Source organism: Smaragdicoccus niigatensis DSM 44881 = NBRC 103563 (assembly GCF_000380645.1).
Lineage (GTDB): Bacteria > Actinomycetota > Actinomycetes > Mycobacteriales > Mycobacteriaceae > Smaragdicoccus > Smaragdicoccus niigatensis.
This window is the reverse complement of sequence record NZ_AQXZ01000018.1, coordinates 586,490-611,708: the sequence shown is the minus strand read 5'-3', so window position 1 is coordinate 611,708 and position 25,219 is coordinate 586,490. Positions and strand designations below refer to the sequence as shown.

The following is a 25,219-nucleotide window of genomic DNA, read 5'->3' as shown; positions in this document are numbered from 1 at the left end:
CTGGTTGTCAGCTCAGTGAGGTGAGCAAATCGGTGAGTGCTTTCTGCTCATCCGCGGAGCTGGGACTGCTGGCACGCATCGCTTTGAGGACCGTGTCGATCTGACCATCGAGGAACGTCCACGCTGTCTCGTCCTTGGGTTCGAGGCTGTCTTGGTCGTCGTCCCACGCCGTCTCGAGATCCTTGATCCGCGCCGTTGCGCCCTTCTGATCTCCCGCCCGAAGCTTGTTCAAGGAGTCCTGGGCAATCATGCGGAACTTGGTGATCTCGGCGGGCGGGAAGTTTTTGGTGGCCTGTGCCGGCGTCAATTGCACCGATGACGACGAAGCGTTTTCGGACTCTCCAGCAGATTGCGCGTGTGGCTGGGCGTTGGCCCAGACCAGCACTCCGACGGTGACGGCAGCGACCACGGCGAAGTAGCCGAGTCCGATCCGTTCGCGCAGAAGGTTGGGTTGAACGGACGGAGCGGCGTGCGTCTTCTCGTACTCCTCGATGACGTCACGCCGCGACAGCGTCAGGTAGACCACTGTTACCAAGATGGCCCCGAGGAAGATGACGCTGGTCAGCGCGGTGCCCAGGTTGAGGCCGTGATCGCTGCTGGGTGAGGCGAACCAGTCGCCCAGGTTTGCGCCCAGCGGTCGGGTCAGGATGTACGCCAGCCAGAACGAAAGCACTGCGTTGGCACCCAGACGCCAGCCGAGGATGACCGCGACGATCAGACCGGCGGGCAACAGCACCGATACTCCGGCGCCCCACCCCGTCAATTCGAGCGTCCAGTCGCCAGTTGCGGTGCCGAGCGCGAAGGTCACCAACACGGCGAGCCAGTAGAAGGCTTCGCGGGGGAATGTGGTGATCGAGTGGATCGATAGCGTGCGTTCGCGGAAGTACCAGACCCCGAACACGGCAGCGAGCACGATGCTGAACGCGGTCGTGCTCAGCGCGAGCGGTACGCCGAGGCTGTCGGTCAGGATGTCGGTGTAGAGGGTCCCGGTGACGCTGACGACGACGACGGCCAACCAGTAGACGCCGGCTACATAGCGCGGCAGTCGCATCTGCCAGACGATCACGACCGCGAGGACCATCGTGAAGATGGCCGCCGTGGCTTCGAGTCCGACGCCGAGGGTCATATTTATCCAGTCGGCGAAGCTTTCGCCGACTGTCGTGCACAGGATCTTGATGATCCAGAACCAGATGGTGACTTCGGGGACTTTGTTGAGCGCGCTCGCTCCGGATCGTCGTGCATATTCAGCGGTCTGAACACTCGTCATAGCGTCGGAACCTAGCAATCTGATCCTTAAGGATCACTTAGTGCTGACGAGCAATCATTCAGACATATGTGGGTGAAACGGCGAATACGGACATTGCTTCAATTCGATTTCTTAATTCGGTCCCTCAGTTCAGAGACAGAAATAGACGGCGAGCGTCTGGAGCTGATTCCGTATCCCGTCCAACGGGTTGGCGATCCGGTCGCGAATAGTGTTCCCAATGCGGAGGTTTGTGGCCTCGGGCGTGGTTTCGGTCAAGGTGTCCATCTGGGCCAGGTACCTCTCGTGAGCGCAATTCTTGGTTTCGCGTAGTGTGCCGAACACACCCTGAAGGAACCCTGAAAGTTACGGGAACAGGAGCCTCCAAGCGTCTTTCCTCATGGCGCGATGATGTCCTCACGGAGGCGGTAGCCCGAGCCGCGGACGGTCATGATGGTCTCGACACCGAATGCTGCATCGACCTTTTTGCGCAGGTAGGCGATGTAGACCTCCACGACATTCTCATCGCCGTCGTAGTGGGCGTCCCAGACCGCACGCAGAATATCGCTTTTGCTGACCACGCTACCTTTGCTGCGGATGAGGCATTCCAGGACGCTGTACTCGCGAGGCGTCAACTGAATCTCGGTGCCACCGCGGGCGACTCGACGAAGTGCGGGGTCCATCGATAACGACCCCGCGGTCAAGACTGCGGGTCGTTCCGGCGCGGTGCGGCGCAGCAGGGCGCGTATCCGCGCCATGAGGATGACGTATGAAAACGGTTTGGTGAGGTAGTCGTCAGCACCGAGATCAAACGCGTCTGCCTGGTCGTATTCGCCGTCCTTGGCGGAAAGCATCAAAACGGGCGCCCACACTTGACGTCGACGCAATTCGCGAATGATTTCGTAGCCGTTCATTCCGGGTAGCATGATGTCGAGCACGATGGCGTCGAAAGCTCCGCTCGTCGCGTATTCCAGGCCAATATGACCATCGTGGGCAACCTCGACGACAAATCCCTCGGAGGTCAGGCCGCGTCGCAATGCCTCAGCAAGCCGAACTTCGTCGTCGATGACCAGAATGCGCACGGCCGGCCTCCTCGATGGACACTTCCTTCAAGTCGATTAGACGCCGTTGATCTCGCCGCTGCAGTTTCCTTCTCAGCGGTTTCAAAGCTGCGATGTCCCAATATCCACTACCTAGTGAAGGAGGACCCGTATGGGCCGCTGGCGGCGAGTCCCTCATCCCCGATTGTGGGGACTACGGGTGCGTGGTGCTCTGATTGTGGCGGTAACCTCAGCCGCCGCGGTGTTGCTCAGCGGACTCGCGCTCGGGTTCGCCCTCGATCATTCGCTGACGAACGCTTCCGATGCCGCAGCCGCCAAGCGACTTCGTGAGGTCATCGCGCAGTTGGCGCACGCTGCGCCGGGAGAGCTTGACCGCAGCGTCCTCGCCACGGGGCCCGGGCTGACAGCGGTGCAGGTCTTGGATCAGAGTGGACGTGTCGTGCACACCTCGTTCGAGGGGCCCAAAGAACCGCTGACGGACGTACGACCGGAACCCGAAGCAACGATTCATGACGCGCGTCCGGCGGTTCCGCCGGACCACGGGCTCAGACTCACCGCAGCAACAACAATCGCCGCAAGCGGTACGTACACGATTGTGGTTGCCACCAACCAGGACGCAATCGAGGACACGATCCGTCTGGTCGCCACACTCACTGCGGTCGGCGGGCTGTTCATCGTTGCGATCGCAACGTCGGTGACGTACCTGCTGATCGGCTGGTCGCTGCATTCGGTGGAACGTATCCGGCGGCGGGTTTCGGCCATTACGACCACCGATCTTGCCGAACACGTCCCAGTGCCGACACCGCGTGACGAAATCGCCTCTCTGGCCACCACGATGAATGACATGCTCGACCGAATCAGTGCTGGTCACGTCGCTCAGCAGCGGTTCGTTAGCAATGCGTCGCACGAACTTCGAAGCCCATTGACGACCATCACGACTTCGCTGGAGATGGGGGAGTTGCGTCCGGAACTGGTGACCGCCGACCTGATTTCGACGGTGCTGCTTCCAGAGGCGCAGCGCATGGGCCGACTGGTGGATGACCTGCTGCTCCTCGCGCGCGCCGACGAGTCCGGCATGACGCTGAGACTGACGGTCCTCGATCTCGACCACCTCATCGACGAGGAGGTGATCCGTGCCCGCAGCGGAACCGACAAGCGACTGGTGACGCAGGTTCGGCCAGTCCAAGTCACCGCAGATCGAGAAAAACTTGGGCGGGCCCTTCGGAACGTCATCGACAACGCGGTCCGGTACGCCGCCTCTCGGGTCACCATCGAGCTCAGCCAAACCCACGGAGAGATCGTGATCATCGTCCGGGACGATGGGCCCGGCATCGGGCTCGAACATCGGGAGAAGGTGTTCGACCGCTTCTACCGCATTGGTGATGACCGCTCCCGCGACAGTGGCGGATCCGGCCTCGGAATCCCGATCACGGCCGAGATCATCGGGGCCCATCATGGACGCATCCGCATCGCGGGGTCTGTCGGTACCGGAACAGCAGTCATCATCACCATTCCGGAAGATCCGAATCTGGCCTTGCCGTCGGATGACGGCAAGGCCAGCTAGATCACGCTGCTGCGTGCGCAGCCGAACTGTTCTCGAGCGCGTACTCAAGAATCTCGGCCACGTCGGCCACCGGACGAACGTCGAGTTGCTCGAGCACCTCAGCCGGCACGTCGTCGAGGTCGGGTTCATTGCGCTTCGGGATGAAGACGGTCTTGAGACCCGCCCGCTGCGCCGCGAGCAGCTTCTGCTTCACGCCGCCGATCGGCAGCACTCGCCCGTTCAGCGTGACCTCGCCCGTCATACCGACATCCGAGCGGACCGGTCGTCCGGTCGCGAGCGAGGCCAAAGCGGTGACCATCGTGACGCCCGCGGACGGCCCGTCCTTCGGCACCGCACCCGCCGGAACGTGCAGGTGGATCGCTCTATCCAGGGATGTGATGTCAAAGTCCGCATGCGCCCGGAGGTAGGAGAGCGCGATGTGCGCGGACTCCTTCATCACGTCGCCCAGTTGGCCGGTGAGGGTCAGGCTCCGATCGCCAGGTGACGCCGACGCTTCGATGAACAGGACATCTCCGCCCGCCCCGGTGACCGCGAGGCCGGTCGAGACGCCCGGCACGGCAGTACGTTCCGCCGACTCCGGAGTGAAGCGAGGTCGGCCGACGAAGTCGCGCAGGTTGTCGGCCGTCACCATGATCGGTCCGGGCTGCGTGGCCAGCTTCGTCGCCGCCTTTCTCAGCACCTTCGCCAGCAGACGTTCGAGCTGCCGAACTCCGGCCTCCCGCGTGTAATTGCCGGCGAGGAGGCGCAACGCGTCATCGCCGATCGTGACGTCATCCGCCGTGAGTGCGGCCCGATCGAGTTGGCGCTGCAGGAGGTGCGTGCGGGCGATCGCGATCTTGTCGTCCTCGGTGTAGCCGTCGAGGCTGACGACCTCCATCCGGTCGTACAACGCCGCCGGGATGGTGTCGGCGACGTTTGCCGTGGCGAGGAACACCACGTCGGACAGGTCGAGGTCCACCTCGAGGTAGTGGTCGCGGAACGTGTGGTTCTGCGCTGGATCAAGCACCTCGAGCAGGGCAGCCGCGGGGTCGCCGCGGTAATCCGAGCCGACCTTGTCGATCTCGTCGAGCAACACGACCGGGTTCATCGAACCGGCTTCGGAGATCGCGCGGACGATACGTCCGGGCAGGGCGCCGACATACGTGCGTCTGTGACCGCGGATCTCCGCCTCGTCACGCACGCCGCCGAGGGCAACCCGGACGAACTTCCGGTCGAGGGCCCGCGCGACGGACTCACCGAGGCTCGTCTTTCCGACTCCCGGCGGGCCGACGAGCGCGAGGACCGCGCCGGATCCACGTCCGCCGACGACTTCGAGTCCACGCTCGGCGCGGCGAGCACGCACCGCGAGGTACTCGACAATGCGGTCTTTGACGTCGTCGAGGCCGTGGTGGTCGGCGTCGAGAACGCGTCGCGCCTCGGTGACGTCGGTCGTGTCCGATGTCTTCACGTTCCATGGCAGATCCAGAACCGTGTCGAGCCATGTGCGAATCCAGCCGGCTTCGGGGCTTTGGTCGGATGCGCGTTCGAGCTTGCCGACCTCACGCAATGCGGCCTCCCGGACTTTGTCAGGCAAATTGGCCTGCTCGACGCGAGCTCGGTAATCCTCGGTGCCGTCGGGTTCGTCCTCGCCGAGTTCCTTCCGGATCGCCGCGAGCTGCTCGCGCAGCAGGAAGTCGCGCTGCCGCTTGTCCATGCCTTCGCGAACGTCGTCGCGGATCTTCTCCGTGACTTCGAGTTCAGCGAGTTGGCGACGGGCCCAGTCCGTCACGAGCGCCAGCCGGGCGACCAGATCCGGCGTCTCGAGAAGTTCACGCTTCTGCTCATTCGACAGGTACGAGGCATATCCGGCCAGGTCGGCGAGCTCAGAAGGATCGTTCACCCGCTGCACCGAATCGATGACCTGCCAGGCATTACGCCGCTGCAGGATCGCGATGACGAGTTGCTTGTATTCGGCTGCCTGAGCGCGAATCTCGCTCGTGACGGGCGTCGGTTCGATCAGTTCGGCTTCAACCCACAGTGCCGCCCCGGGCCCGGTGACGCCAGTACCGATGCGTGCTCGCCGACCGGCGCGCAGCACGACACCGCGAGCGCCGCCAGGGAGTTGGCCGATCTGCTCGACCGTCGCGACGACGCCGAACGTCGGGTATCGATCTGCGAGCCTGGGTGCCAGGAGCAGTTGATCGTCCGAACCGACGCGGGCCGCATCGACGACGGCCTGCGTGGCATCGTCGAGTTCGATCGGGACAACCATGCCCGGCAGCACCACGGCGTCGGGGAGCGACAGCATCGGCAGTTTCAAGGTCACGGACATGTGGCCACCTTTCTCTATGACTGGTAAAAGTCCGATGGCCGTGCCGATGTTCCGCCTGGGAGTTCGCCTATAGCGAACCGGTCGTGCGGTTGACAGCAGACCCACAGCGGGCTCGCGAGGAAACCAGGGGCAAGGCAGTGAGTCTGTAGTCATGCAAGCAGTGCTGAACCCTCCGATGCCGACCCTGGCGGTCGGCGGTTCCGCACTGCCTGCAGTCAACGTCCGGTCGAACACGGCGGCCGCTCAGTTCGTTCGATACGTTGTCATCGGGGTGGTCAGCAACGCGGTCTACTTCGCGGTCTTCGTGCTCGGCAGTGGTTCCGGAACGGCCGAAGCGGTCGTCGCGGCAGCCCTCTTGAGCACCGTGATCGCCAATGAATTGCATCGCCGGGTGACGTTCCGTGCCGCTGATCGCGTCAGTTGGTTCACGGCACAACGTGACGGTGGCGGGACCGCGCTGATTGGGCTTGCCGTCAACGAAGCCGTGGTGGAGATGTTGCAGAATCTGACGTCGCATCCGACCAGCGCAGCGCTCGCCGCGTGGTCCATCGCGATCAGCGCCGTGGTCGGTGGGCTGCGCTTCTTCGCGCTCCGCACCTGGGTGTTCGACTGGCCGTGAAATGCCGAAATCCCCTGCGACCGTTGGTCTCAGGGGATTTCGAAGAGTGCGCGAGGGGGGACTTGAACCCCCACGTCCGTTAGTAGGACACTAGCACCTCAAGCTAGCGCGTCTGCCATTCCGCCACTCGCGCATGCGCACTCTGTGCGGTTGAAAGAGTAACCGATGCGCGCCAGCTTTCCCTAATCCGCTGGTGGCGCGTCATCGCGATCACGCGGAAGCACAGTCAGGACGCGCACGATGTGGTCGCGGAACTCCTGCATGTAGTCCCGCAGAAAGGCTTTCGTGCCCTCGACGGTGACGTCGCCGTCGTCGGTCAGAAGATCCGGCTTGATCTGGATGTAAGCCTCGGGTGCCGTCATCTGGCGGGCGTTGCAGAAGCCCAAGACCCCGCGCAATGCCTGTTGCCCGAGGGCGGTGCCGATCCCGCCCGGGGAGCCGCCGATGACCGCGGCGGGGATGTGGTCGAACGAGTTCTGGCCCCACGGTCGGCTCGCCCAATCGATCGCGTTCTTGAGCGCGCCGGGGATCGAGCGGTTGTACTCGGGAGTGATGAAGAGGACGGCATCGCAGCAGGCGATCGCTTGTTTGAGCGCGCGACCTTCGGCCGGATAGTCGGCGTCGTAATCGGGCGAGTAGAGCGGCAGATCGCGGATGGGGATCTCGGTGAACTCGAGGTCCTTGGGTGCGAGCTTGATGAGTGCCTTGGACAGTTTCCGATTGATCGACGTCGACGACAGACTTCCGATGAAGTAGCCAACTTGGTACGCCATGTTTCCCCCTCATCTCCTACGGGAGACGTTAATTGCACGTTTGCTGCGCCGAAGCGCTTATCCGTGCGACGGGTACCCGCCGGTGGTAAGAAAGTCGCGTGTCGTCTGAAACCCGCGCAGTTGAATCTCGCGCTGAGGCTGAAGTCGTCGAGTTGGTCAGCAGTCTGATCCGGTTCGACACCAGCAATACCGGCGACCTCGCCACCACGAAGGGCGAACGGGAATGCGCCGAGTGGGTCGCGGAGCAACTCGCCGACGTCGGATACGAACCCGAGTACATCGAATCCGGTGCGCCCGGCCGCGGAAACGTATTCGTGCGACTTCCGGGCGCGGATTCGAGCCGCGGCGCGATGCTGCTGCACGGTCACCTCGACGTCGTTCCGGCCGAGCCTGCCGATTGGAGCGTGCACCCGTTCTCGGGCGCGGTGCAGGACGGTTATGTGTGGGGTCGCGGCGCCGTCGACATGAAAGACATGGACGGCATGATGTTGGCGCTCGCTCGCCAATACAAGGCCGAAGGCTATGTCCCGCCACGGGATCTCGTCTTCGCGTTCGTCGCCGATGAGGAGGCGGCCGGGGCCTATGGCGCGCAGTGGCTCGTCGACAATCGACCGGACCTGTTCGACGGTGTCACCGAAGCGGTTGGTGAGGTCGGGGGATTCAGCCTGACGGTACCGAGCACGGACGGCGGTGAGAAGCGCCTCTACCTCGTGGAAACCGCGGAGAAGGCCCTCGGCTGGATGCGCCTGACCGCAACAGCCAAAGCCGGACACGGCAGCTTTCTCCACGAGGACAACGCCGTCACGATCCTCAGCGAGGCGGTTGCGCGCGTCGGACGGCACGAATTCCCGCTCATTCTCACGGACACTCTCGAGCAGTTCCTGCAGGCGGTGTCAGAGGAGACCGGACTGCCCGCGAACGACGAACTCATCGCCAAGCTCGGAAGCATCGGACGGATCGTCGGCGCAACCGTCCGCGACACCGCAAACCCGACGATGCTCAGCGCGGGCTACAAAGCGAACGTCATTCCGCAGACCGCACACGCGACCATTGACTGTCGCTGGCTACCGGGCCGCAAGGACGCTTTCCTCGCGGAAATCGACCGTCTGCTCGGCCCGGACGTGCAGCGCGAGTGGATTGCCGAACTCGATGACTACGAAACGTCCTTCGATGGACATCTCGTCGACGCGATGAACGCCGCGATACTGTCCGAAGACCCCAACGCCCGAACCGTGCCCTACATGCTGTCCGGCGGCACGGACGCGAAAGCATTCAAGAAGCTCGGCATCCGCTGCTTCGGTTTTGCTCCGCTGAAGCTGCCGGCCGACCTGGATTTCGCCGCGCTGTTCCACGGCGTGGACGAACGAGTGCCCGTCGAGGCACTGAAATTCGGTACCCGCGTACTGGATCACTTCCTTCGACACTGCTGATTGATGAGGACACCCATGGCCCACAACCCATATGACCCGCCGATGAAGCAACTGCCGTCGTTCGAGCTGACGTCGACCGATATCAGCGATGGTCAGCCCGTTGCGCACGCACAGGTCGGCAGCCCGGCCGGTGGCGGCGATGTCTCTCCGCAGCTCAGCTGGTCCGGCTTTCCGGCGGAAACGAAGAGTTTCGTCGTGACGTGTTACGACCCGGACGCCCCGACGACGTCCGGCTTCTGGCACTGGCTCGTCATCAACATCCCGGCGTCGACCACATCGCTGGAATCGGGCGCCGGTGATCTGCCCGCCGAGGCACTCACCGTCAAGGCTGACACCTCAGCCGCCAAGTACGTCGGGCCGTTCCCGCCCGCCGGCCATGGCCCACATCGTTACTTCTATGCCGTCCATGCGCTCGACGTCGAGAAGCTCGACCTCAACGAGGACACTCCGCCGGCAGTTGTCGGATTCCACCTGTTCATGCACGCGATCGCGCGGGCGTACATCGTGGGTACGCACGAAGAGAACTGACCTAGTACGCGATCCCGATGGCGTGGCCGATGGTCGCGCCTTCGGAGATCGCGGCGAGCATGAACTGCGCGAGATCGGCACGCCCGATGCTTCGCCCGTGCCGGAGGTTGCGGTCGAACGCGGTGCGGTAAGTGCCGGTCAAGCGGTGGTTTGTGAGTCGCGGTGGACGAACGACGGTCCAATCGACCTGGGCTTCGCGCAGCACGGCCTCCATGTCCGCGGTGTCGCGGTAGACCTCGGCGAACGCGCGCTTGACGATCGGCATCATGAGGTACCGAGCAGTGAAGTCCTCCGCCGGAGCCAACGGGGCGGCGCTGATGCCGATGAAGCGGCGGACGCCCGCCTCCCACATCGCGCCGACGACGGTTTCGGCGGACCGGCCGAGGACCCCACGGTCCGATTTCGAGCGATGGCCGAGGGCGGACACGACGGCGTCGGTGCCGGCGACGGCAACAGCGAGTTCAGCGGAAGTGGCGATGCTGAGGTCGAGTCGGTGCGGGGTCACGGGCCAGCCCGTCGGGATTCGACGGACGTCTCGGCACACCACCGAGACGTCATGACCATTCGCGACTGCCTGCTCGACCAGATGGCGACCAACGCCGCCGGTTGCACCAAGAATGAGAATCTTCATGCTTGGACTGACGAGTTGGCGGCGAGAACTGTGACACCCAGCCCGGTCACACTTCGCGAGCGCAATTCGTCAGTAGAAACATGAGCACTCAATTCGAACAAGCCTGGAACGTCGAGCGTCGTCGGCTCATCGGGCTGGCCGAACATATCCTCGGTGATCCGGGGCAGGCCGAGGATGCCGTCCAGGAGGCATTCACGAGGCTCGCGCTGGCTCGTGACGTCGAGTCCCCCGCAGCGTGGCTGACCACCACGACGAGCCGAATCTGCTTCGACCACCTCAAGTCCGCAGCCACGCGGCGCGAGATTCCGGCCGCGGCGGACGTCCCCGAACGGTACGCGCCCGACCCCGCGGATCGGGTCACGTTGGACGAGTCCGTGCGGACGGCGCTGATCGTTCTCCTCGATCGACTCTCGCCCGAGGAACGGGTGAGCTTCCTCCTGCACGACGTCTTTGCGATGGGCTTCAAGGACATCGCCGAGGTCACCGGTCAGTCCCACGCCGCCGTGCGTCAGCTCGCGAGCCGCGGGCGACGACGGCTTGCGGCGGAGTCGCCCGTCATCGATCCAGGGGGCTCAGACGTCACCCGCGTCGTGGACTCGTTCCTCGCGGCATGTCGCACCGGAAACCTGCAGGCGCTGGTCACGACGCTGAATCCACAGGCCTGGGGAGCGGCGGTCTTCACCAACGGGCTCCCACCCATACGCAACAAGGGAGCCGATGACGTGGCTCGGACGCTGTTGCCGTTCCTCCGTGGTCAGTCGCTCATCGCCGCAGGTACGACGATCTTTGCGTTCCGCGATGGTCGCTGCTTTGCGACGTTGCGATTGACGATCATCGACGGTGGGGTGCAGTCGGTCGAGGCGACGGTGGAACCAGTCGGCTAGGACGCCGGCGCGTCGCCGACGCCGCCCGTTGTTCGGCTGAACCGCCGCAGCGGACCATTCGTCTCCGACAGTGCTCCAAGGAGCGTGACGACCAGACCCGGCACGATCACGACGGCAGCGGCCGCGGCGGTTTGGCCAATCGTGATGGACACGACGCCGAGCACGACGAGCAGAAGCCCGAAGACGATGACGACCGGCTTCCCCCACCGTTCGGCGCGGAAAAGCCCGAAGGCTCCGGCGATACCGATGACTCCGAGGATCACCCGAACAAAGCGCGACTCCGTCGTGGTGTCGTTCTCCGTGATGGAAAAGAGGAGGAGAAGCCCTAAGAACCCGGACGCGATTACCGCGCTCCATCGAATGATCTTCATCAGTAAGTCCTCTCGAGCTGGACGGCTGCTCAACTAAGAGGATTGCCCAACCCCGGCCGACTCAATCGTCGCGTTGATGAAGAATCAGGCGGGCACCCGCGCGCTGCCGACGGCCTCGCTGATGTTGGTGAAGCCGTGTTCCCGCAGCTTCGCTGCAATGCCACGGTGAATTCGGCGAGGCCAGAGCAGGCCGCCGTAGATCAGGCCGGTGTAGCCCTCGAGTAGGGAAGCGCCGTTGATGATCCGTTCCCATGCCTGGTCAGCGGTTTCGATACCGCCGACGGAGACCAGAACGAGCTTGTCGCCGACGCGGTCGAACAGGCGGCCGAGAACCTCGAGTGACCGATCATGCAACGGCGCTCCGGACAGCCCGCCCGCGCCGATCTCGGCAACCAGGACGGGGTCTGATGCGAGACCCGCGCGGCTGATCGTCGTGTTTGTCGCGACGATTCCGGCCAGCCCGAGTTCGACGGCGAGGTCGGCGACCGCGTCGATGTCGTCGTCGGTGAGGTCCGGCGCGATCTTGACGAGGACTGGCACGGCGACGACTTCCTGGATCGCCTGCAGAATCGGCCGCAGGCTTTCGACGGCCTGCAGGTCACGCAGGCCTGGCGTGTTCGGCGAGCTCACGTTGACGACGAGGAATTCACACAAGGGGCCGACCAGCACAGCCGACGCCCGATAGTCCGCGGCGGCGTCAGCCGGCTCGACGATCTTCGTCTTGCCGATATTCGCGGCGATCGGGATGTGCGTACCCCGACTGCGCAGATTGTTCGCCGCGTTGCCGGCGCCGTGGTTGTTGAAGCCCATGCGGTTGACGAGCGCGCGGTCGGCCGGCAGGCGGAACAGGCGCGGCTGCGGATTGCCTGGCTGCGCCTGGGCGGTGACCGTTCCAACTTCGGCGAAACCGAACCCGACTGCTTCCCAGGCGTCGACGCAGTGGGCGTCCTTGTCGAATCCCGCAGCCAGCCCCATCGGTGCCGGGAACTCGACGCCGAACACGGTGCTGTGCAGCTCGGGGGCATCGACACGACAGAGCTTCCCGACCGTCCAGCGGACCGGGGGAATCTTGGCCATGAGGAACAGCAGGGTCGACACCAGGTGATGAATTCGTTCCGCCGGGATGCGGAACATCAACCGCAGGAGCAGCTGGTACACCCGATCAATCCTCCTGTTCGAGCGCCGGCCGGACCGGCTTCTTCCTCTTTAAGAGCACCTTGCGGGTGCCGTCCGGATACCGCCGGACGCGGGAAATCTCCCAACCGCCGAATTCGGCCTGCAGCGCGAGGCGCAACGTTGCGCTCACTCGCGTGACGTCGGGCGGAAGCCGAAGCGGGAGCAGGTCGTACTCGCCGTCCCGGATCAGCTCGTCGGCGCTCTCGCGCCAACCTTCCGGAAGGCGTGCCAGCACTTCGCTCATACCGGCCTCCTTGCGTCACGCCGGAATGCGTTGAAGCCCTTCGCCCGCCACGAACAACTCGCCGGTTTTGGGGTCGACCGCAATCGCATTCGGCTGCCGAACCGTGGGGTAGCGGTGAACCTCGCGCGCCGTACCGGTCGAGAGGTCATAGCCGACTACCTCATTGGTTTCCGTCAAGGTTACCCACGCGATCTCGTGCACGTCGTCGTAGGTGACGGCATACGGCGCCGAACCGGTGGGGATTCGTTGCCGCATCATGAGCGGATTCGCGCTGTAGACGGTGAGTTCCCGCGTGCGGGGATCCGTAACGAGAACCCGGCCCCAATGGTCGGTCGCAAGCTGTGCGGCGCCCTGCCCCGTGCGCAAGGCGAGCCCGTGGGACTGGCTATCGACGTTGACTTCCACGAGCATCGACTGCCGGACGTCGAGGGCCAGCAGCGAATTCCCCACGGCAGCAAGCGCATCCACCGACGCGAAGCCGCCGATGCGAGCGACGACGCGGTCACCGTCGAACACCAGGACGCGGCCGTTTGCCGTTCCGACGGCCACGCGTCCGTTGGAAAGAACTGCTGCGGACAGCGCTGGGCCGTCTGCCGGATAGGTCGCGACCCGCTTCTCGGCCGCCAGGTCATACCGCTCGACCCGATCTCCGGTAGCGACGAAGATCTCACCCGGGTTGGCGGAAAACAGTGCCGTAACGCCGGAAATGGTGGCCTTGCCGAAGACGACGGTTCCGCCGGCGAGTGTAACGAGCTGGCCGGTCTTCGTACAGAACACCAGTTTGGTCGCCTGCGTCGCGGTCGGCTCGACGGTCCCCGCTGGTACGACTGCGGTGGCCGGTGAGACAGCAGCGGTGGCGGGTTCGACCGTTTGGATCCGGTCGGACGAGGCGTCCTTGGCGCAGCCGCTCGCAAGCGCCGCGGCGACCACCGCGATGACCAAGATCCGCTTCACACGTCCCCCTAGGACAACGACACGCGCTTTTCAGGTAGCAGCTTGACAGCTGTTACGCCACGGTTGGGTAGTGTCCAACTTGCCCACAGCTGCGCCACACAAGGCTACGGTTGTGTGCGTCCAAAGCTGTTCGTCGGGGTGGGGACGGCTGGGAACCTTCCGGGGGAGACTTTTGGTGACCACAGGAACACCTGAGTTCGCTGTCGACTACGTGACCGTTGGTCCGTACGCGAACGGCTTCGGCCACTTTGCCGGCAGTCGGTCCTTTGCGTTCCGCGTCGTGCGCCGCGACCTCATTGTCGAGCTGTATCGCGACGGACTCGCGTCTGCAGTGCCGACCGATGAAGACGTCGTTGCCCGCGCCCACACGCCGATCACCGACATCGATCTCGATGACGAGCGCAGCCTCGTCGCGACGGTTCGCGACCTCGTGAGCCACGCTGCGCCGGTCGTCGACCCTGCCGACCGCGGATTTCTCGGACGAATCAGCTCGGTGATCGGCTGACGTGACAGCGCCGCAGAAGGTTTTCACATCGATCGCCGCTGTGGCATTGGCCGCGGGACTAGCCGCGTGCGGCGGCCCGGACGTCACCTACAAGCCAAGCGGGACCTATACGACGAACCCGTCGTACGGAAAACTGCCGGCGCCGACGGCCCAGACGCTCGATCAGCGCTTCCATGCGGCCCTCGACCCGAAGGTGCCGGAGGCAGAACGTCTTGATCTGATTCAGGACGGCTACCTGTTCAAGGGTGACCTGCCCAGTTTCCAGGATGCGCGGAACAAGAACCCGAATGCCCAGTTCACGGTTGTCGATCCGGTTTTCGACAACCATGACGGCACGGTCACCGCGACCTTCCGGCTGGACAAGTCGGGCGATGGCCGTCAGGTCCACTCGATTCCGGTCCACTTCATTGCCATTGACGGCAAGTGGAAGCTCTCGCGCTCAGACTTGTGCGGAATCCTGACGAGCAACGACTACAAGTCCAAGGCGTGCGGGTGAAGAACCCGTTCGTCTGGCTCGCCGACACAGTCGTCCGATGGCCTTTCGTGGTCATCGCGCTGCTTGCGTCGGTCGCATTGTCGTTCGGCCTGTACGGCCACGATCTCGACAGCCGCCTGAGCCAAGAGGGCTGGTTCAACACCGCGAGTGACTCCGTGAAGGGCTCGCTGATTGCGGACAAGACGTTCGGGCGCGACACCGACGGCGACATCATCGCCCTGTACACGGCACCGCCCGGGCACACGGTCGACGAGCCGCAGTACCGCGACGCGGCGCAGAACCTTCTCGACAACCTCAAGCAGAAGTACCCCAAGCAGATTCTGAAGGTCGACAGCTACTGGGACTACGCCTTCTCAGCGCAATTCGCCGACCCGACCCGCCAGCACGCGTTCGCCAGCATCGGCCTCAACGGAGGCGGTGGAACGAAGACCCTCGAGTTCTTCCGTGACGTGCGTTCGGGCCTGGAAGTCCCGGGTCTGAAGGTTCAGCTGGCCGGCCTGCAACCGGTCGTCGATGCCCTCAACGTCGGCATGCAGGAGGACATCAAGCGCGCCGAGATGATCGCGATGCCGCTTGTCGCGATCCTGCTGTTCTTTGTCTTCGGCGGCGCAATCGCGGCGATCCTGCCGGTGATGGTCGGTGTGCTCACCGTTTTCGGAGCCCGCGGCATCATGCGGATCGCGACCGAGTTCACCGAGGTCAATGCGTTTGCCAATGCCGTTGTGACGCTCATCAGCATGGCCCTGGCGATCGACTACGGCCTCTTGATGGTCAGCCGATTCCGAGAGGAGATCGCCGAAGGCGCGACGCCCGCGGTGGCTGTTCAGCGGGCCGTGCGCGGCGCCGGCCGGACGATCCTGTTCTCCTCGTCGATCATCGCCGTGTGCATGGCCGGCCTGTTCATCTATCCGATGGGCGTCGCGCGTTCGATGCCCTACGGCACGATCAGCACCGTAGTTCTGGCTGCGATTTTCTCGGTGACGGTACTTCCGGCCGTGCTGTATCTCCTCGGGCCACGGATCGATTCGCTGAGCATCAAGAAGTTCTCTCGCACTCGGACGGCAGCCCAGATCGATGCCGGTATCTGGTCACGGATGGCTGTGTTCGCGATGAAGCGGCCGAAGTTGATGACTGTCGGACTCTCGGCGTTCCTGATCATCCTGGCCACACCGTTCTCCCATGTCACGTTCGGTGGCATCGGCGTGCAGTATCTGTCCGAGGGCAGTCCGACGCGCGTGGCGCAGGAGGACTTCGACCGGATCTTCCCGAACTTCCGAACCGAGCCGGTCAAGCTCGTCATTGTCGGCGCGAGTAACGAGCAGCTCAGCGAGATCCGTGCCGAAGCCAACGCCGTCGGCGGGATCTCCGGGGGATTCGAGGCGACCGAACCGACGAAGGATGGCGTCAACGTCCTGGCCGCCGGTCTCGTCGAGCGAGATGCAGCCGACTTTGTCGTACATGGACTTCGGGAGATTGCGGCTCCGCCTGGAGTGACGATCTACGTGGCCGGGGTGCCCACGCTCGAGCGCGACGCGATCAACGGACTCATCGACCGCCTGCCCTACCTCCTCGGGATCATGGTGCTCGCGTCGTTCGCGCTGATGATGGTGGCCTTCGGTTCGGTGTGGCTGGCGTTGCGCGCGATCATCATGAGTGGCTTGAGTCTGGGATCGGCGCTCGGCGTGCTGGCGTGGATATTCCACGACGGACATCTGTCCGGGCTCATCGGATTCACGCCTGGCCCATTGATGTTCCCCGTCGTCGTGATGATCGTGACGTGCGTGTTCGGTCTCTCGACGGACTACGAGCTGTTCCTGATGTCGCGGATGGTCGAGGCGCACGATGCCGGCGCGGACACTCGAGAAGCCATTCGGTACGGAACCGCGCACACCGGCGGGGTGATCGCGGCAGCTGCGGCGATCCTCATCGTCGTCACTGGCGCCTTCGCGTTCAGCGATCTCGTCATCATGAAGTGCATCGCGTATGGGCTTATTGCGGCACTGATTCTCGACGCGACGATCATCCGGATGCTGCTGGTCCCGGCGCTCATGATGGTGGTTGGTGACCGTACCTGGGGTAAGCGGCCGCTACCGGCTCACGTCGTCGAGGGCCGCGGCAATGGCCTTGGGCAGGTCGAGGGATTCGGCGGCGAGAGCGCCGGTGAGCTGGGCGGCATCCCGCGCCCCGACGATCGCGCTGGTGACACCACTGTGGTCGCGGGCCCAGGACAGAGCAACCGCTAGCGGCGAGGTCGCGAGACCGTCAGCTGCGGTGAGCACGGCATCGACCACTCGGTTGGTGCGTTCGTCGATGAGATCGATGTTCATCAGGGGGTCGACTGCGGCCCGGGCATCCTTCGGCACACCGGAGATGTATTTGCCGGTCAAAACGCCGCCGGCCAGCGGCATCGAGGCGAAGAAACCCAGTCCGAGGAACTCCGCGGCGGGTAGCAGGTCCGTCTCAGCACTGCGGTCGAGCAACGAAAACGGCTGCTGGGTGGCGGCCACTCCGCGCGAGCGGGCCTGGACGGTCGCCAGCTGCCAGCTGCGATGATCGCGCAGCGCGGCATAGCGGACGCGTCCCGAGGTGATCGCGTAGTCGAGCGTCTGGGCGAGTTCGTCGACGGGAGTGTGCGGATCCCAGCCCGCGACCTGCCAGATGTCGAGATAGTCGGTGCCCAGCGTCTCGAGCGTGTGATCGAGCTCGATGAGCAGTGCCCGCCGTGAGGAGTCCGGGTCGGCGTCGGTGAAGTCGCCCGAGCATGCGCTCAGGACGAGCGAGTCGCGCGGAACGACGTCGTCGAGGAGGTTCGCGAGGATCATTTGTGCCCGCCCACGGGCAAAAAGAGGGGAAGTGTCGACGAGATTGCCACCGGCCTCGGTGAACGCCGTCAACTGTGCGGAGGCTTCATCGGGGGAGGTCTCGCGGCCCCAGGTTTGCGTCCCGAGGCCCAGTCGGGAGACGCGAAGTCCGCTTCGTCCCAGTCGTCGCTGCTTCATGGTGCCTCGACCTTCACGCTGCCCACAGTAGTAGCGTGTGGCGACCTTGAACGGTGCCGCGCCGGTACAGTCATCGGGGTGCAGATGAGTTGGCTTGAAGCTGTCGTACTGGCTGTGGTGCAGGGTCTGACCGAATTCTTACCGGTGTCCTCTTCGGCGCATTTGCGCATTGTGTCGGCGGTTTTCTGGGACAACGACGCCGGTGCTTCGTTCACCGCGGTCACTCAGCTGGGCACCGAAACCGCCGTCTTGGTGTACTTCGCGAAGGACATTTTCCGGATCATCGCGTCGTGGTTCAAGGGCCTCGTGAATCCGGCGGAGCGCAACCTCGACTACCGCATCGGCTGGTCTGTCATCATCGCCACGATCCCGATCGGAGTGCTCGGTCTCCTGCTGTCGGACGTCATCGAATCGACGTTCCGGAATCTGTGGATCACCGGCACGACCTTGATCGTCTTCGCCCTCGTCATCGCCCTCGCTGAAAAGGTCGCGACGCAGGCCCGCCCGATCGAACAGTTCACGATGCGCGACGGCATCTTCATGGGTCTGGCGCAGTGCCTGGCGCTCATCCCCGGTGTCTCCCGTTCCGGTGCGACGTCGAGTGCTGGTCTGTTCATCGGTCTCACCCGTGAGACCGCGGTTCGGTTCTCGTTCCTGCTGGCGATCCCGGCCGTGACGGCGTCGGGTCTGTACGAACTCATGAAGGTCCTCAAGTCCGACGGCGAACTCGTCGGCAAGTCCGGTCAGGTCCTGGCGTCGGCCAGCCACGCGCAACTCGCGGTCGCGACCCTCATCGCGTTCTTCCTCGGCTATGCCGTCATCGCGTGGTTGCTGAAGTTCGTCATCGACCACTCGCTGAACTGGTTCGTGGGTTACCGCATCGCCCTGGGACTCGGTGTTTATGGCCTGTTGGCGGCCGGAGTGGTTCAGGCAGCGTGACAGTCGTTCTGCTGCGTCACGGCGAGTCCACCGCGAACGTGGGCGCGATCCTCGCCGGGCGCACCCCAGGTGTCGGGCTCACCGAGAAGGGGCAGATCCAAGCCGAGGCGGTGTCCGAGCGGCTGATGAAGGTGTCTGCCCTCGTGCGGTCGCCGATGCTGCGTTGCGAATTGACGCTGGCTCCACTCGTTGCCCGCACCGGTCTGACGCCGGTCGTCGAGGACGATCTGTCCGAGGTCGACTATGGCGATTGGACCGGCCGGCCACTGAGCGAACTCGTCCAAGAGCCGCTGTGGAAAGTGATTCAGCGACACCCGTCGGGCGCGGTGTTCCCGAATGGGGAATCGTTGCAATCGATGCAGCGTCGGGCCGTGGACGCAGTCAAACGGCTCGACCGGGAATTCGGTCGAGACACCGTGTGGGTCGCCTGTACGCATGCCGATGTCATCAAATCCATCCTCGCGGATGCACTCGGTTTGCACTTTGACGGGTACCAGCGTCTGCATGTCTCACCGGCCTCGATCAGCGTCATTCGATATTCCGAAGTCGGCCCACTTGTGTTGCGGATGAACGACGCCGGTGCTGATCTTGGATTCGGCAGCGATAATGGAACAGTTCGGCCTGGTGGATAGAACCGATAGGGAGGTGTGAAAGCTTGTCGCGATCGATTCACATTTTCCGCAACCCGGAAAGATTCATCGCTGGCACCGTGGGGGAGCCCGGAGACCGGATTTTCTACCTTCAGGCCATCCAACAGGCCCGAGTTGTCTCCGTTGTCTTGGAGAAGGCGCAGGTCAAGATCCTCGCCGACCGCATGGGTCTGTTGCTCGAAGAAGTTCGCCGCCGCTTCGGCGCCGAAGTCCCGGACGCCGAAGTCGAAGTCGGCGATTTGAATCCGCTGGTCACGCCGATCGATGCGGAATTCCGCGTGGGCACGATGGGGCTGGGTTGGGATGCCGAATCAGGCTCGGTGGTCGTCGAACTGCTCGAGCTCACCGAGGGCGAGCTCGATGAGTCCGTCGTGCTGGACGACACCGATGAGGGACCCGACGCGGTTCGCGTCTTCCTGACTCCGATCCAGGCCCGCCAGTTCGCCGCGCGTTCATCTCGGGTCGTCTCGGCTGGTCGCCCGCCGTGTCCGCTGTGCGGTGAGCCGCTCAGCCCCCAGGGTCATATGTGCGTGCGCCTCAACGGATACCGTCGCGGCCAGTTCGAGGTTCGAGTCGAACCCGAAGAAGACGACGACTCCGACGACGAATGATCTGCCGATGACCCAAGTGCTCGTCGCCGGCGAGCTCAATGTTCTGGGCCAGATCCGGACCGCCAGCAATGTCACGCTGGTGTGCGAAGCAGTGCTCGGCGACGAGCGAATGCGGTGTGTTTACAAGCCGATTCAGGGTGAGCAACCGCTGTGGGACTTCCCGGACGGGACACTCGCGGGTCGTGAGGTCGCGTCGTACCGCATCTCCGAGGCCCTTGGTTGGAACGCGATTCCCGAGACGATTCTGCGCGATGGCCCGTATGGCGAGGGAATGGTGCAGCGGTGGGTCACCTCGGCGGGACCCGAATTGGTCGACCTCACTCCGGTGGACGCGGTGCCCGACGGCTACCGCGAGGTACTGCGCGGCGAGGACACCGCCGGTAATCCGGTGTCCCTGAGTCACGCGGACGATCCGCGACTGTTTCGGCTGGCGGTTCTCGACATCGTCCTCAACAACGCCGACCGGAAGGGCGGTCATGCCCTGAACGGCGAGGACGGCTACGTCTACGGCGTCGATCATGGGATCTGCCTGCACTCGGAACCGAAGCTGCGCACGGTGCTGTGGGGTTGGGCGGGCGAGCGGATTCCCGAGGAATTGGTCGACGACCTCCGCCGGTTGATCAGTTCACCGCTCGAGTTGGGGGACTACCTCACGGCCACGGAGATTAGCGCACTGCGACAGCGTACGAAGCGACTGATCGATACGCCGGTGCTCCCTTTCCCGGGGACACGGCGGCCGATTCCGTGGCCGCCATTCTGATACCGGAACGACGAAAGCCGCAGGCGTACCTGCGGCTTTCGGGTCGGACCGGGACTACGGAGTTTCCGGAGCCTGGCTGTCCTTGGCGTTGGTGAGGCCGTACTCGAACGACGTGGTCACCGAGACGTTGTCGTTGATGTCGGTGGTGTGCGAGCCGTAGAGGCTCGAGCTGCCGTCGTTCGATGCGGTGACGCCGAGCGTGGTGTTCGCGTCCGGGTAGATCTCGCCGTAGACGCTGGCCTCACCGGTGGTGAGGTTCGCCTCGCCGCCGACGCTGTACTGGTCGGTCGTGTAGCTGGCGTTGACGGTCGTCTCGCCGGTCTTGAGGTCGTACGCGCCACCAAACGCGACCGTTCCGTCGTCGTAACCGGCGTAGACGCTCGCGTCGCCGGAGCTGTCGGCGGTGATGCCGACGGTGACGTTGTCCGCCGGGTACACCTCGGCGGTCACGGTGCTGAGGTTGTCTTCGACGTTGTACGTGTAGCCGAGGGAGTACGTGGGCTGCGTGTACGTCGCGTAGATGTTGGTTTCGGTTGCCGCTTCCGGGTCGTTCGAGAACACCGGGATCGAACCGTTGACGCCTGCCACGAAGCCGTTGCCGTCGTCATCCGTGTTGTCGATGACCGCGTAGTCGTAGTCGATGGTCGTGGTGACCAGAAGCTCACCGGCACTGACTGCGGTGGCCGGGCCGGCGGTCACGATCATCGCGGCGGCGACAGGAACGGAGAGGACAGCGGCAACGCGAGTAACTCGCTTCAAGGACTTCGTGTTCATGAGGGCAGCAACTTTCGAGCGCAACGACGATTCGGTAGGTTCATCCGATTTTGTGATCGGACTCACCGACCGTATCGACGCGCTGTGAGACGCGCGTTACTGCGACCTGGGGTTTGTGAGTTTGTCCTCATGCCCTTCTCAGGAACGAGAAAGTATGGTAAGCCAAGCCTAATCTTAAATCTGTGTACCGCCAGTGTAACCGGCATGTTGCCTGAGTGTGTGTGGCGCGAAAAAGCGCCGCAGGTGGGTTCTTCAAACCCGCCTGCGGCGCTCTGTGTCAGTTCTGAGCCGTCAGTCCTGAACTATCAGGGCTTGGTGTCGGCGATGACGTACGACGACTCGGTGGTCGGGGTCAGTGTGGCCGAGCCGGCCTCACCGGCGGTGCCGATCGTGTGGGTGTCGTCGACGTACTTGGTGTAAACGCTGACCTCACCGTTGGTGGTGTTGTACTGCACGCCGAGCTGGTCGCCAGCACGGTTCTGGTCCTGTGCGTACACGATGGTCTGCGGGGTGGTGTCGACGTTGGTCTGCTTGACGCCGACCTGGTACTGCTGGTCGGCCGGGTCGTTCTTGCCGGTCGGGCCGTTGACCTTGTTGTAGTCGGTCTTGTAGTAGAGCTCGTCACCGGTCACGGTGCCCTGGTCATTGGTGATGATGTTGCCACCGATGGCGGAACCGGTCGGCTTGCCCTTGTCGTCCTTGCCGAGGTTCAGCTCGCCGTAGTACTTGTTGGTGTCCTTGACGACGTCATGGGTGTAACCGATCTTGCCGTCGTTGCTCTTGCAGTAGCCGCCGACCTCTTCGGGCGGGGTCACGCTCTGGCCGTTCTTCGTCGCGTCGAGCGGAGCCTTGCCATTGAGGTCGCACTGGCTGCCGGTCGTCGCGTCCTTGTCGGTGAGTTCGTAGTCCCACGCGATGTAGGTCTTGGTGGTGTAGTCGCCAACCGCAGCGCTAGCAGGCGCCATGGAGGTTGCGATGGCGGCGGCAACCGGGATCGTCAGCACGGCAACGCGCTTGATGGACTTCAGATTCATATTCGTGAGCAACTTTCGAGCGAATTTCAAAAGGACGTGATCGGGTTGTGACTCCCGACTCACAGACGCTATCGGCCATTGCTGTGACCTGCGTTATCAGGAATTGCAGGTTGTGAATTTCCCCTCAGGGGCTATTTCCATTAGTGGCAATTGTGATATGAAATGCGTGTTGTTAACTTCCGTTCATCTTTAAGACGCTTTCGAGCTATCTAATTCAATCTTCAGTTACTAGGTGTGCACTAGAGCCCTCTGACGACTGTGAGACTTTGTCCGATTTCACTCCCGGGGCCCTCCGCTAGTCTCGAACCATGCAGTCGTGGTCGTGTGTCGATGTCCCTGTGATTCCGGGGCAAGGTCCCGCTTTACGGCTTTACGACACCTCCGATCGAGCCGTCCGTCCGGTCAGTCCCGGCAAGACCGCGACGATGTACGTCTGTGGAATCACTCCGTACGACGCAACGCACCTAGGACATGCCGCCACCTATGTGACGTTCGATCTCATCAACCGAGTTCTCCGGGACCAGGGCCACCAGGTTCATTACGTGCAGAACGTGACGGACGTCGACGATCCGTTGTTCGAGCGCGCCAACCGAGACAACGAAGACTGGGTCGTTCTCGGCCTTCGGGAGACCGCGCTCTTCCGCGAGGACATGGAGGCCCTCCGGGTGCTGCCTCCTCGCGACTACATCGGTGCGGTCGAGTCCATTCCGGAAGTTGTTGCGATGGCCGAAAAGCTCGTCGCTGCCGGCGCTGCCTATGTCGTCGACGACGCCGAGTTTCCGGACGTCTACTTCTCGATCGATGCGACCGAATCATTCGGCTACGAGTCCGGGTTCGATCGCTCGACCATGGAGCAGTTCTTCGCCGAGCGTGGGGGCGACCCCGACCGGCCGGGCAAGCGGGACCCGCTCGACGCGCTCATCTGGCGTGCGGCACGTCCGGGTGAGCCGTCGTGGCCGTCGCCGTTCGGCCCCGGCCGCCCCGGCTGGCACATTGAGTGCTCGGCTATCGCCGTGAACCGCATCGGCGTCGAATTCGACATCCAGGGTGGCGGTTCGGATCTCGTCTTCCCGCATCACGAATTCAGCGCCGCGCACGCGGAGGCGCTGCACCCGGGCGTCCGGTTCGCGCGCCACTATGTGCACACGGGGATGATCGGGCTCGACGGCGAGAAGATGTCGAAGAGCCGCGGCAATCTCGTGTTCGTTTCGAAGCTGCGGGGGACCGGCGTCGACCCCATGGCGGTCCGGCTCGGTTTGATGTCCCGTCACTACCGCGAGGACCGGGCATGGACGGCTACAGTCCTCTCTGATGCAGAGCAGAGACTCGCGTTGTGGCGCCGTGCGTGCGACCTTTCCGCCGGCCCGAACGCCGAAGATACGGTGGCCAGACTGCGCCAGCACCTCGCCGATGATCTTGATACGCCGAAAGCGCTTGCGGCCGTCGATGGTTGGTGCAAACACGCCCTTGACATCGGGGGCAACGACAGTGCTGCGCCCGACTTGGTGTTCCGCACAGTGGACGCCTTGCTGGGCATTTCCGTCTAAACCGTCATTTCGATACGGTGATCTTGGTCGCCGGGGCTTGGCATAATTTGCTGACCGGTTCCCGCTACTCGTCCGTGCCTGTCTACGCCCGATGGAGTCTTCTGCCCGTGTCTCGAGTGTTTTCGCGCATGCGCTGCGCGAGTTTTCTCGTCGCCGGCGCCGTCCTTCTTGCTGGCTGCTCGCAAACCGGCAGTGCGGCGGTTGTCGGCACGAGCGCTCCGACCGCTGATTCGTCGTCGATCCCGGCCGGGCCGGACCCGACGAAGTATCCGGGTGGGCGGGCGCTGCTCGAAGGACTGAATGTTCCCGCCCTGCCTCCGATCCCGTCGTTGGACAAGGTCGAGCAGGACTTCCCGCAGACCACGATCGACAAGGTGATCAGCGACTTCACCGAGTCCCAGATCAAGGTCGGCGTCTACGGTGATCGCCAGTCAAAGCGCACGATCGCGCTGGTCGGTGGCTCGCATGCCGAAATGTGGATCACAGCGCTCGACATTCTGGGCAAGCGCAACGGCTTCAAGGTCAAGACGTACCTGAAGATGGGCTGCCCGCTGTCGACTGATCCGAAGCCGCTCAAGACCGACTTCACGCCGTACCCCGAGTGCTACGACTGGGACCTGCGCGTGCTCGATCGGCTCAAGCACGAAAAGCCGTACGCGGTCTTCACGACGTCGACTCGGCCCGCGCCGAGCGGCATGGGGGACTGGCTGCCGCCGGGCTACGTCGATGCCTTCGATCAGCTCATGAGCGCCGGAATCACGGTCTACGGACTGCGGGATACGCCGTGGCCGCGCAGCACATCGGGGGACTGGGAGACGCCGACCTGTCTGTCGCAAGGCGGAGACGCGGATGCGTGCGGCAGCGTGCGTGACGTCGTCGTCGCGCCGGTGAACCCGGCGGTCGAATTCGCATCGTCGCGTCCGCTGTTCAAGTCGCTGGACCTGACTCCCGCGCTGTGCACGGCAACGGAATGCCCCGCCGTCGTCGGAAACATGATCGTCTACAAGGACTGGCACCACCTGAGCGCGACGTTCGTCCGCAGTCTCACCGATGAACTCGGTCGCCAGATGGGATTGGGCACGCCGGTCAAGGCGGCAAAGCCCAACTAAGGGCCG

General features: G+C 63.8%; 25 protein-coding genes, 1 tRNA gene and 1 pseudogene. 14 read left to right on the top strand and 13 right to left on the bottom strand.

Going from position 1 to position 25,219, the window contains the following annotated elements; genetic code table 11:
• Positions 1-7: 7 nt before the first annotated feature.
• Together F600_RS0119210 and F600_RS0119200 are read right to left on the bottom strand one after the other, a co-directional pair.
• Positions 8-1,267, bottom strand: coding sequence for a COG4705 family protein (locus tag F600_RS0119210; protein WP_018162271.1), 1,260 nt, complete (start codon positions 1,265-1,267; stop codon positions 8-10).
• A 374-nt stretch (positions 1,268-1,641) separates the two neighbouring features.
• Positions 1,642-2,325, bottom strand: a complete 684-nt coding sequence (locus tag F600_RS0119200; protein ID WP_018162269.1) for a response regulator transcription factor — start codon at positions 2,323-2,325, stop codon at positions 1,642-1,644.
• A 196-nt stretch (positions 2,326-2,521) separates the two neighbouring features.
• Here F600_RS0119200 and F600_RS0119195 point away from each other — a divergent pair, with 196 nt between their 5' ends.
• Positions 2,522-3,868, top strand: a complete 1,347-nt coding sequence (locus tag F600_RS0119195; RefSeq protein ID WP_162141451.1) for a sensor histidine kinase — start codon at positions 2,522-2,524, stop codon at positions 3,866-3,868.
• 1 nt (position 3,869) lies between these two features.
• Here the strand turns inward: F600_RS0119195 and lon are convergent, their stop codons facing one another.
• Positions 3,870-6,179 (bottom strand): endopeptidase La, encoded by a 2,310-nt coding sequence (gene lon / locus F600_RS0119190; RefSeq protein ID WP_018162267.1) that lies wholly within the window; start codon positions 6,177-6,179, stop codon positions 3,870-3,872.
• 151 nt (positions 6,180-6,330) lie between these two features.
• Here lon and F600_RS0119185 point away from each other — a divergent pair, with 151 nt between their 5' ends.
• The gene (locus F600_RS0119185; protein WP_018162266.1) at positions 6,331-6,798 is read left to right on the top strand and encodes a GtrA family protein; all 468 of its coding nucleotides are present in this window, start codon (positions 6,331-6,333) and stop codon (positions 6,796-6,798) included.
• Between the two features lie 47 nt (positions 6,799-6,845).
• Here F600_RS0119185 and F600_RS0119180 read toward each other — a convergent pair.
• Together F600_RS0119180 and F600_RS0119175 are read right to left on the bottom strand one after the other, a co-directional pair.
• Positions 6,846-6,931: transfer RNA gene (locus F600_RS0119180), tRNA-Leu, on the bottom strand.
• Positions 6,932-6,980: 49 nt separating this feature from the next.
• On the bottom strand, positions 6,981-7,571 hold the full coding sequence (locus F600_RS0119175) for an NADPH-dependent FMN reductase (protein WP_018162265.1): 591 nt from the start codon (positions 7,569-7,571) through the stop codon (positions 6,981-6,983).
• A gap of 98 nt (positions 7,572-7,669) precedes the next feature.
• On the opposite strand from F600_RS0119175, the gene F600_RS0119170 reads away from it, so the two are divergent.
• Together F600_RS0119170 and F600_RS0119165 are read left to right on the top strand one after the other, a co-directional pair.
• Positions 7,670-9,001, top strand: coding sequence for a M20/M25/M40 family metallo-hydrolase (locus tag F600_RS0119170; RefSeq protein WP_018162264.1), 1,332 nt, complete (start codon positions 7,670-7,672; stop codon positions 8,999-9,001).
• A gap of 15 nt (positions 9,002-9,016) precedes the next feature.
• Entirely contained in the window at positions 9,017-9,529 is a 513-nt protein-coding gene (locus F600_RS0119165; protein ID WP_018162263.1) for a YbhB/YbcL family Raf kinase inhibitor-like protein, read from the top strand.
• Position 9,530: 1 nt separating this feature from the next.
• Here F600_RS0119165 and F600_RS0119160 read toward each other — a convergent pair whose 3' ends face one another.
• Positions 9,531-10,160 (bottom strand): NAD(P)-dependent oxidoreductase, encoded by a 630-nt coding sequence (locus F600_RS0119160; RefSeq protein WP_018162262.1) that lies wholly within the window; start codon positions 10,158-10,160, stop codon positions 9,531-9,533.
• A gap of 80 nt (positions 10,161-10,240) precedes the next feature.
• On the opposite strand from F600_RS0119160, the gene F600_RS0119155 reads away from it, so the two are divergent.
• A complete protein-coding gene (locus F600_RS0119155; RefSeq protein WP_018162261.1) occupies positions 10,241-11,044 on the top strand; it encodes a sigma-70 family RNA polymerase sigma factor in 804 nt (267 codons plus the stop codon).
• Here the strand turns inward: F600_RS0119155 and F600_RS0119150 are convergent.
• From F600_RS0119150 to F600_RS0119135, 4 genes are all read right to left on the bottom strand, one after another.
• Positions 11,041-11,415: a hypothetical protein gene (locus F600_RS0119150; protein ID WP_018162260.1), complete on the bottom strand. Its 375-nt coding sequence runs from the start codon at positions 11,413-11,415 to the stop codon at positions 11,041-11,043. The two genes, F600_RS0119155 and F600_RS0119150, sit on opposite strands and share 4 nt — an antisense overlap.
• Before the next feature lie 84 nt (positions 11,416-11,499).
• Complete coding sequence (locus F600_RS0119145) at positions 11,500-12,573, bottom strand: quinone-dependent dihydroorotate dehydrogenase (protein ID WP_018162259.1); 1,074 nt, start codon at positions 12,571-12,573, stop codon at positions 11,500-11,502.
• Between the two features lie 4 nt (positions 12,574-12,577).
• Positions 12,578-12,835 carry a DUF5703 family protein gene (locus tag F600_RS0119140; RefSeq protein ID WP_018162258.1) on the bottom strand — a complete coding sequence of 86 codons (258 nt, stop codon included), beginning with the start codon at positions 12,833-12,835 and terminating at the stop codon, positions 12,578-12,580.
• Between the two features lie 15 nt (positions 12,836-12,850).
• The gene (locus tag F600_RS0119135; RefSeq protein ID WP_018162257.1) at positions 12,851-13,789 is read right to left on the bottom strand and encodes a YncE family protein; all 939 of its coding nucleotides are present in this window, start codon (positions 13,787-13,789) and stop codon (positions 12,851-12,853) included.
• Positions 13,790-13,964: 175 nt separating this feature from the next.
• Here F600_RS0119135 and F600_RS28990 point away from each other — a divergent pair, with 175 nt between their 5' ends.
• The 3 genes and pseudogenes from F600_RS28990 to F600_RS28985 form a co-directional block, all read left to right on the top strand.
• Positions 13,965-14,294, top strand: coding sequence for a hypothetical protein (locus F600_RS28990; protein ID WP_245541571.1), 330 nt, complete (start codon positions 13,965-13,967; stop codon positions 14,292-14,294).
• 1 nt (position 14,295) lies between these two features.
• Complete coding sequence (locus tag F600_RS0119125) at positions 14,296-14,790, top strand: WKL family lipoprotein (protein ID WP_018162255.1); 495 nt, start codon at positions 14,296-14,298, stop codon at positions 14,788-14,790.
• Positions 14,781-16,865: pseudogene (locus F600_RS28985) on the top strand (MMPL family transporter); the annotation flags it as partial. The gene F600_RS0119125 and the pseudogene F600_RS28985, both read left to right, overlap by 10 nt.
• 12 nt (positions 16,866-16,877) lie before the next feature.
• Here F600_RS28985 and F600_RS0119115 read toward each other — a convergent pair.
• Complete coding sequence (locus F600_RS0119115) at positions 16,878-17,789, bottom strand: aldo/keto reductase (protein ID WP_026306721.1); 912 nt, start codon at positions 17,787-17,789, stop codon at positions 16,878-16,880.
• Between the two features lie 72 nt (positions 17,790-17,861).
• Between F600_RS0119115 and F600_RS0119110 the strand changes: the two genes are divergently transcribed.
• From F600_RS0119110 to F600_RS0119095, 4 genes are read left to right on the top strand one after another with little or no spacing between them, the layout of a single operon-like run.
• The gene (locus F600_RS0119110) at positions 17,862-18,728 is read left to right on the top strand and encodes an undecaprenyl-diphosphate phosphatase (RefSeq protein ID WP_156024735.1); all 867 of its coding nucleotides are present in this window, start codon (positions 17,862-17,864) and stop codon (positions 18,726-18,728) included.
• The gene (locus F600_RS0119105; RefSeq protein ID WP_018162251.1) at positions 18,725-19,360 is read left to right on the top strand and encodes an MSMEG_4193 family putative phosphomutase; all 636 of its coding nucleotides are present in this window, start codon (positions 18,725-18,727) and stop codon (positions 19,358-19,360) included. The genes F600_RS0119110 and F600_RS0119105 overlap by 4 nt, the downstream gene beginning before the upstream one ends.
• A 23-nt stretch (positions 19,361-19,383) precedes the next feature.
• A complete protein-coding gene (locus F600_RS0119100) occupies positions 19,384-19,989 on the top strand; it encodes a DUF3090 domain-containing protein (protein ID WP_018162250.1) in 606 nt (201 codons plus the stop codon).
• A 7-nt stretch (positions 19,990-19,996) separates the two neighbouring features.
• Entirely contained in the window at positions 19,997-20,749 is a 753-nt protein-coding gene (locus tag F600_RS0119095) for an SCO1664 family protein (protein WP_018162249.1), read from the top strand.
• A 54-nt stretch (positions 20,750-20,803) separates the two neighbouring features.
• On the opposite strand, the gene F600_RS0119090 is transcribed toward F600_RS0119095, so the two are convergent.
• The gene (locus F600_RS0119090) at positions 20,804-21,523 is read right to left on the bottom strand and encodes a hypothetical protein (RefSeq protein WP_018162248.1); all 720 of its coding nucleotides are present in this window, start codon (positions 21,521-21,523) and stop codon (positions 20,804-20,806) included.
• Positions 21,524-21,828: 305 nt separating this feature from the next.
• Complete coding sequence (locus F600_RS0119085) at positions 21,829-22,557, bottom strand: hypothetical protein (protein ID WP_018162247.1); 729 nt, start codon at positions 22,555-22,557, stop codon at positions 21,829-21,831.
• A 308-nt stretch (positions 22,558-22,865) separates the two neighbouring features.
• Between F600_RS0119085 and mshC the strand changes: the two genes are divergently transcribed.
• Positions 22,866-24,104: a cysteine--1-D-myo-inosityl 2-amino-2-deoxy-alpha-D-glucopyranoside ligase gene (gene mshC / locus F600_RS0119080; RefSeq protein WP_018162246.1), complete on the top strand. Its 1,239-nt coding sequence runs from the start codon at positions 22,866-22,868 to the stop codon at positions 24,102-24,104.
• 107 nt (positions 24,105-24,211) lie between these two features.
• Entirely contained in the window at positions 24,212-25,213 is a 1,002-nt protein-coding gene (locus F600_RS0119075) for an SGNH hydrolase domain-containing protein (protein ID WP_156024678.1), read from the top strand.
• The last annotated feature ends 6 nt before the right edge of the window (positions 25,214-25,219 follow it).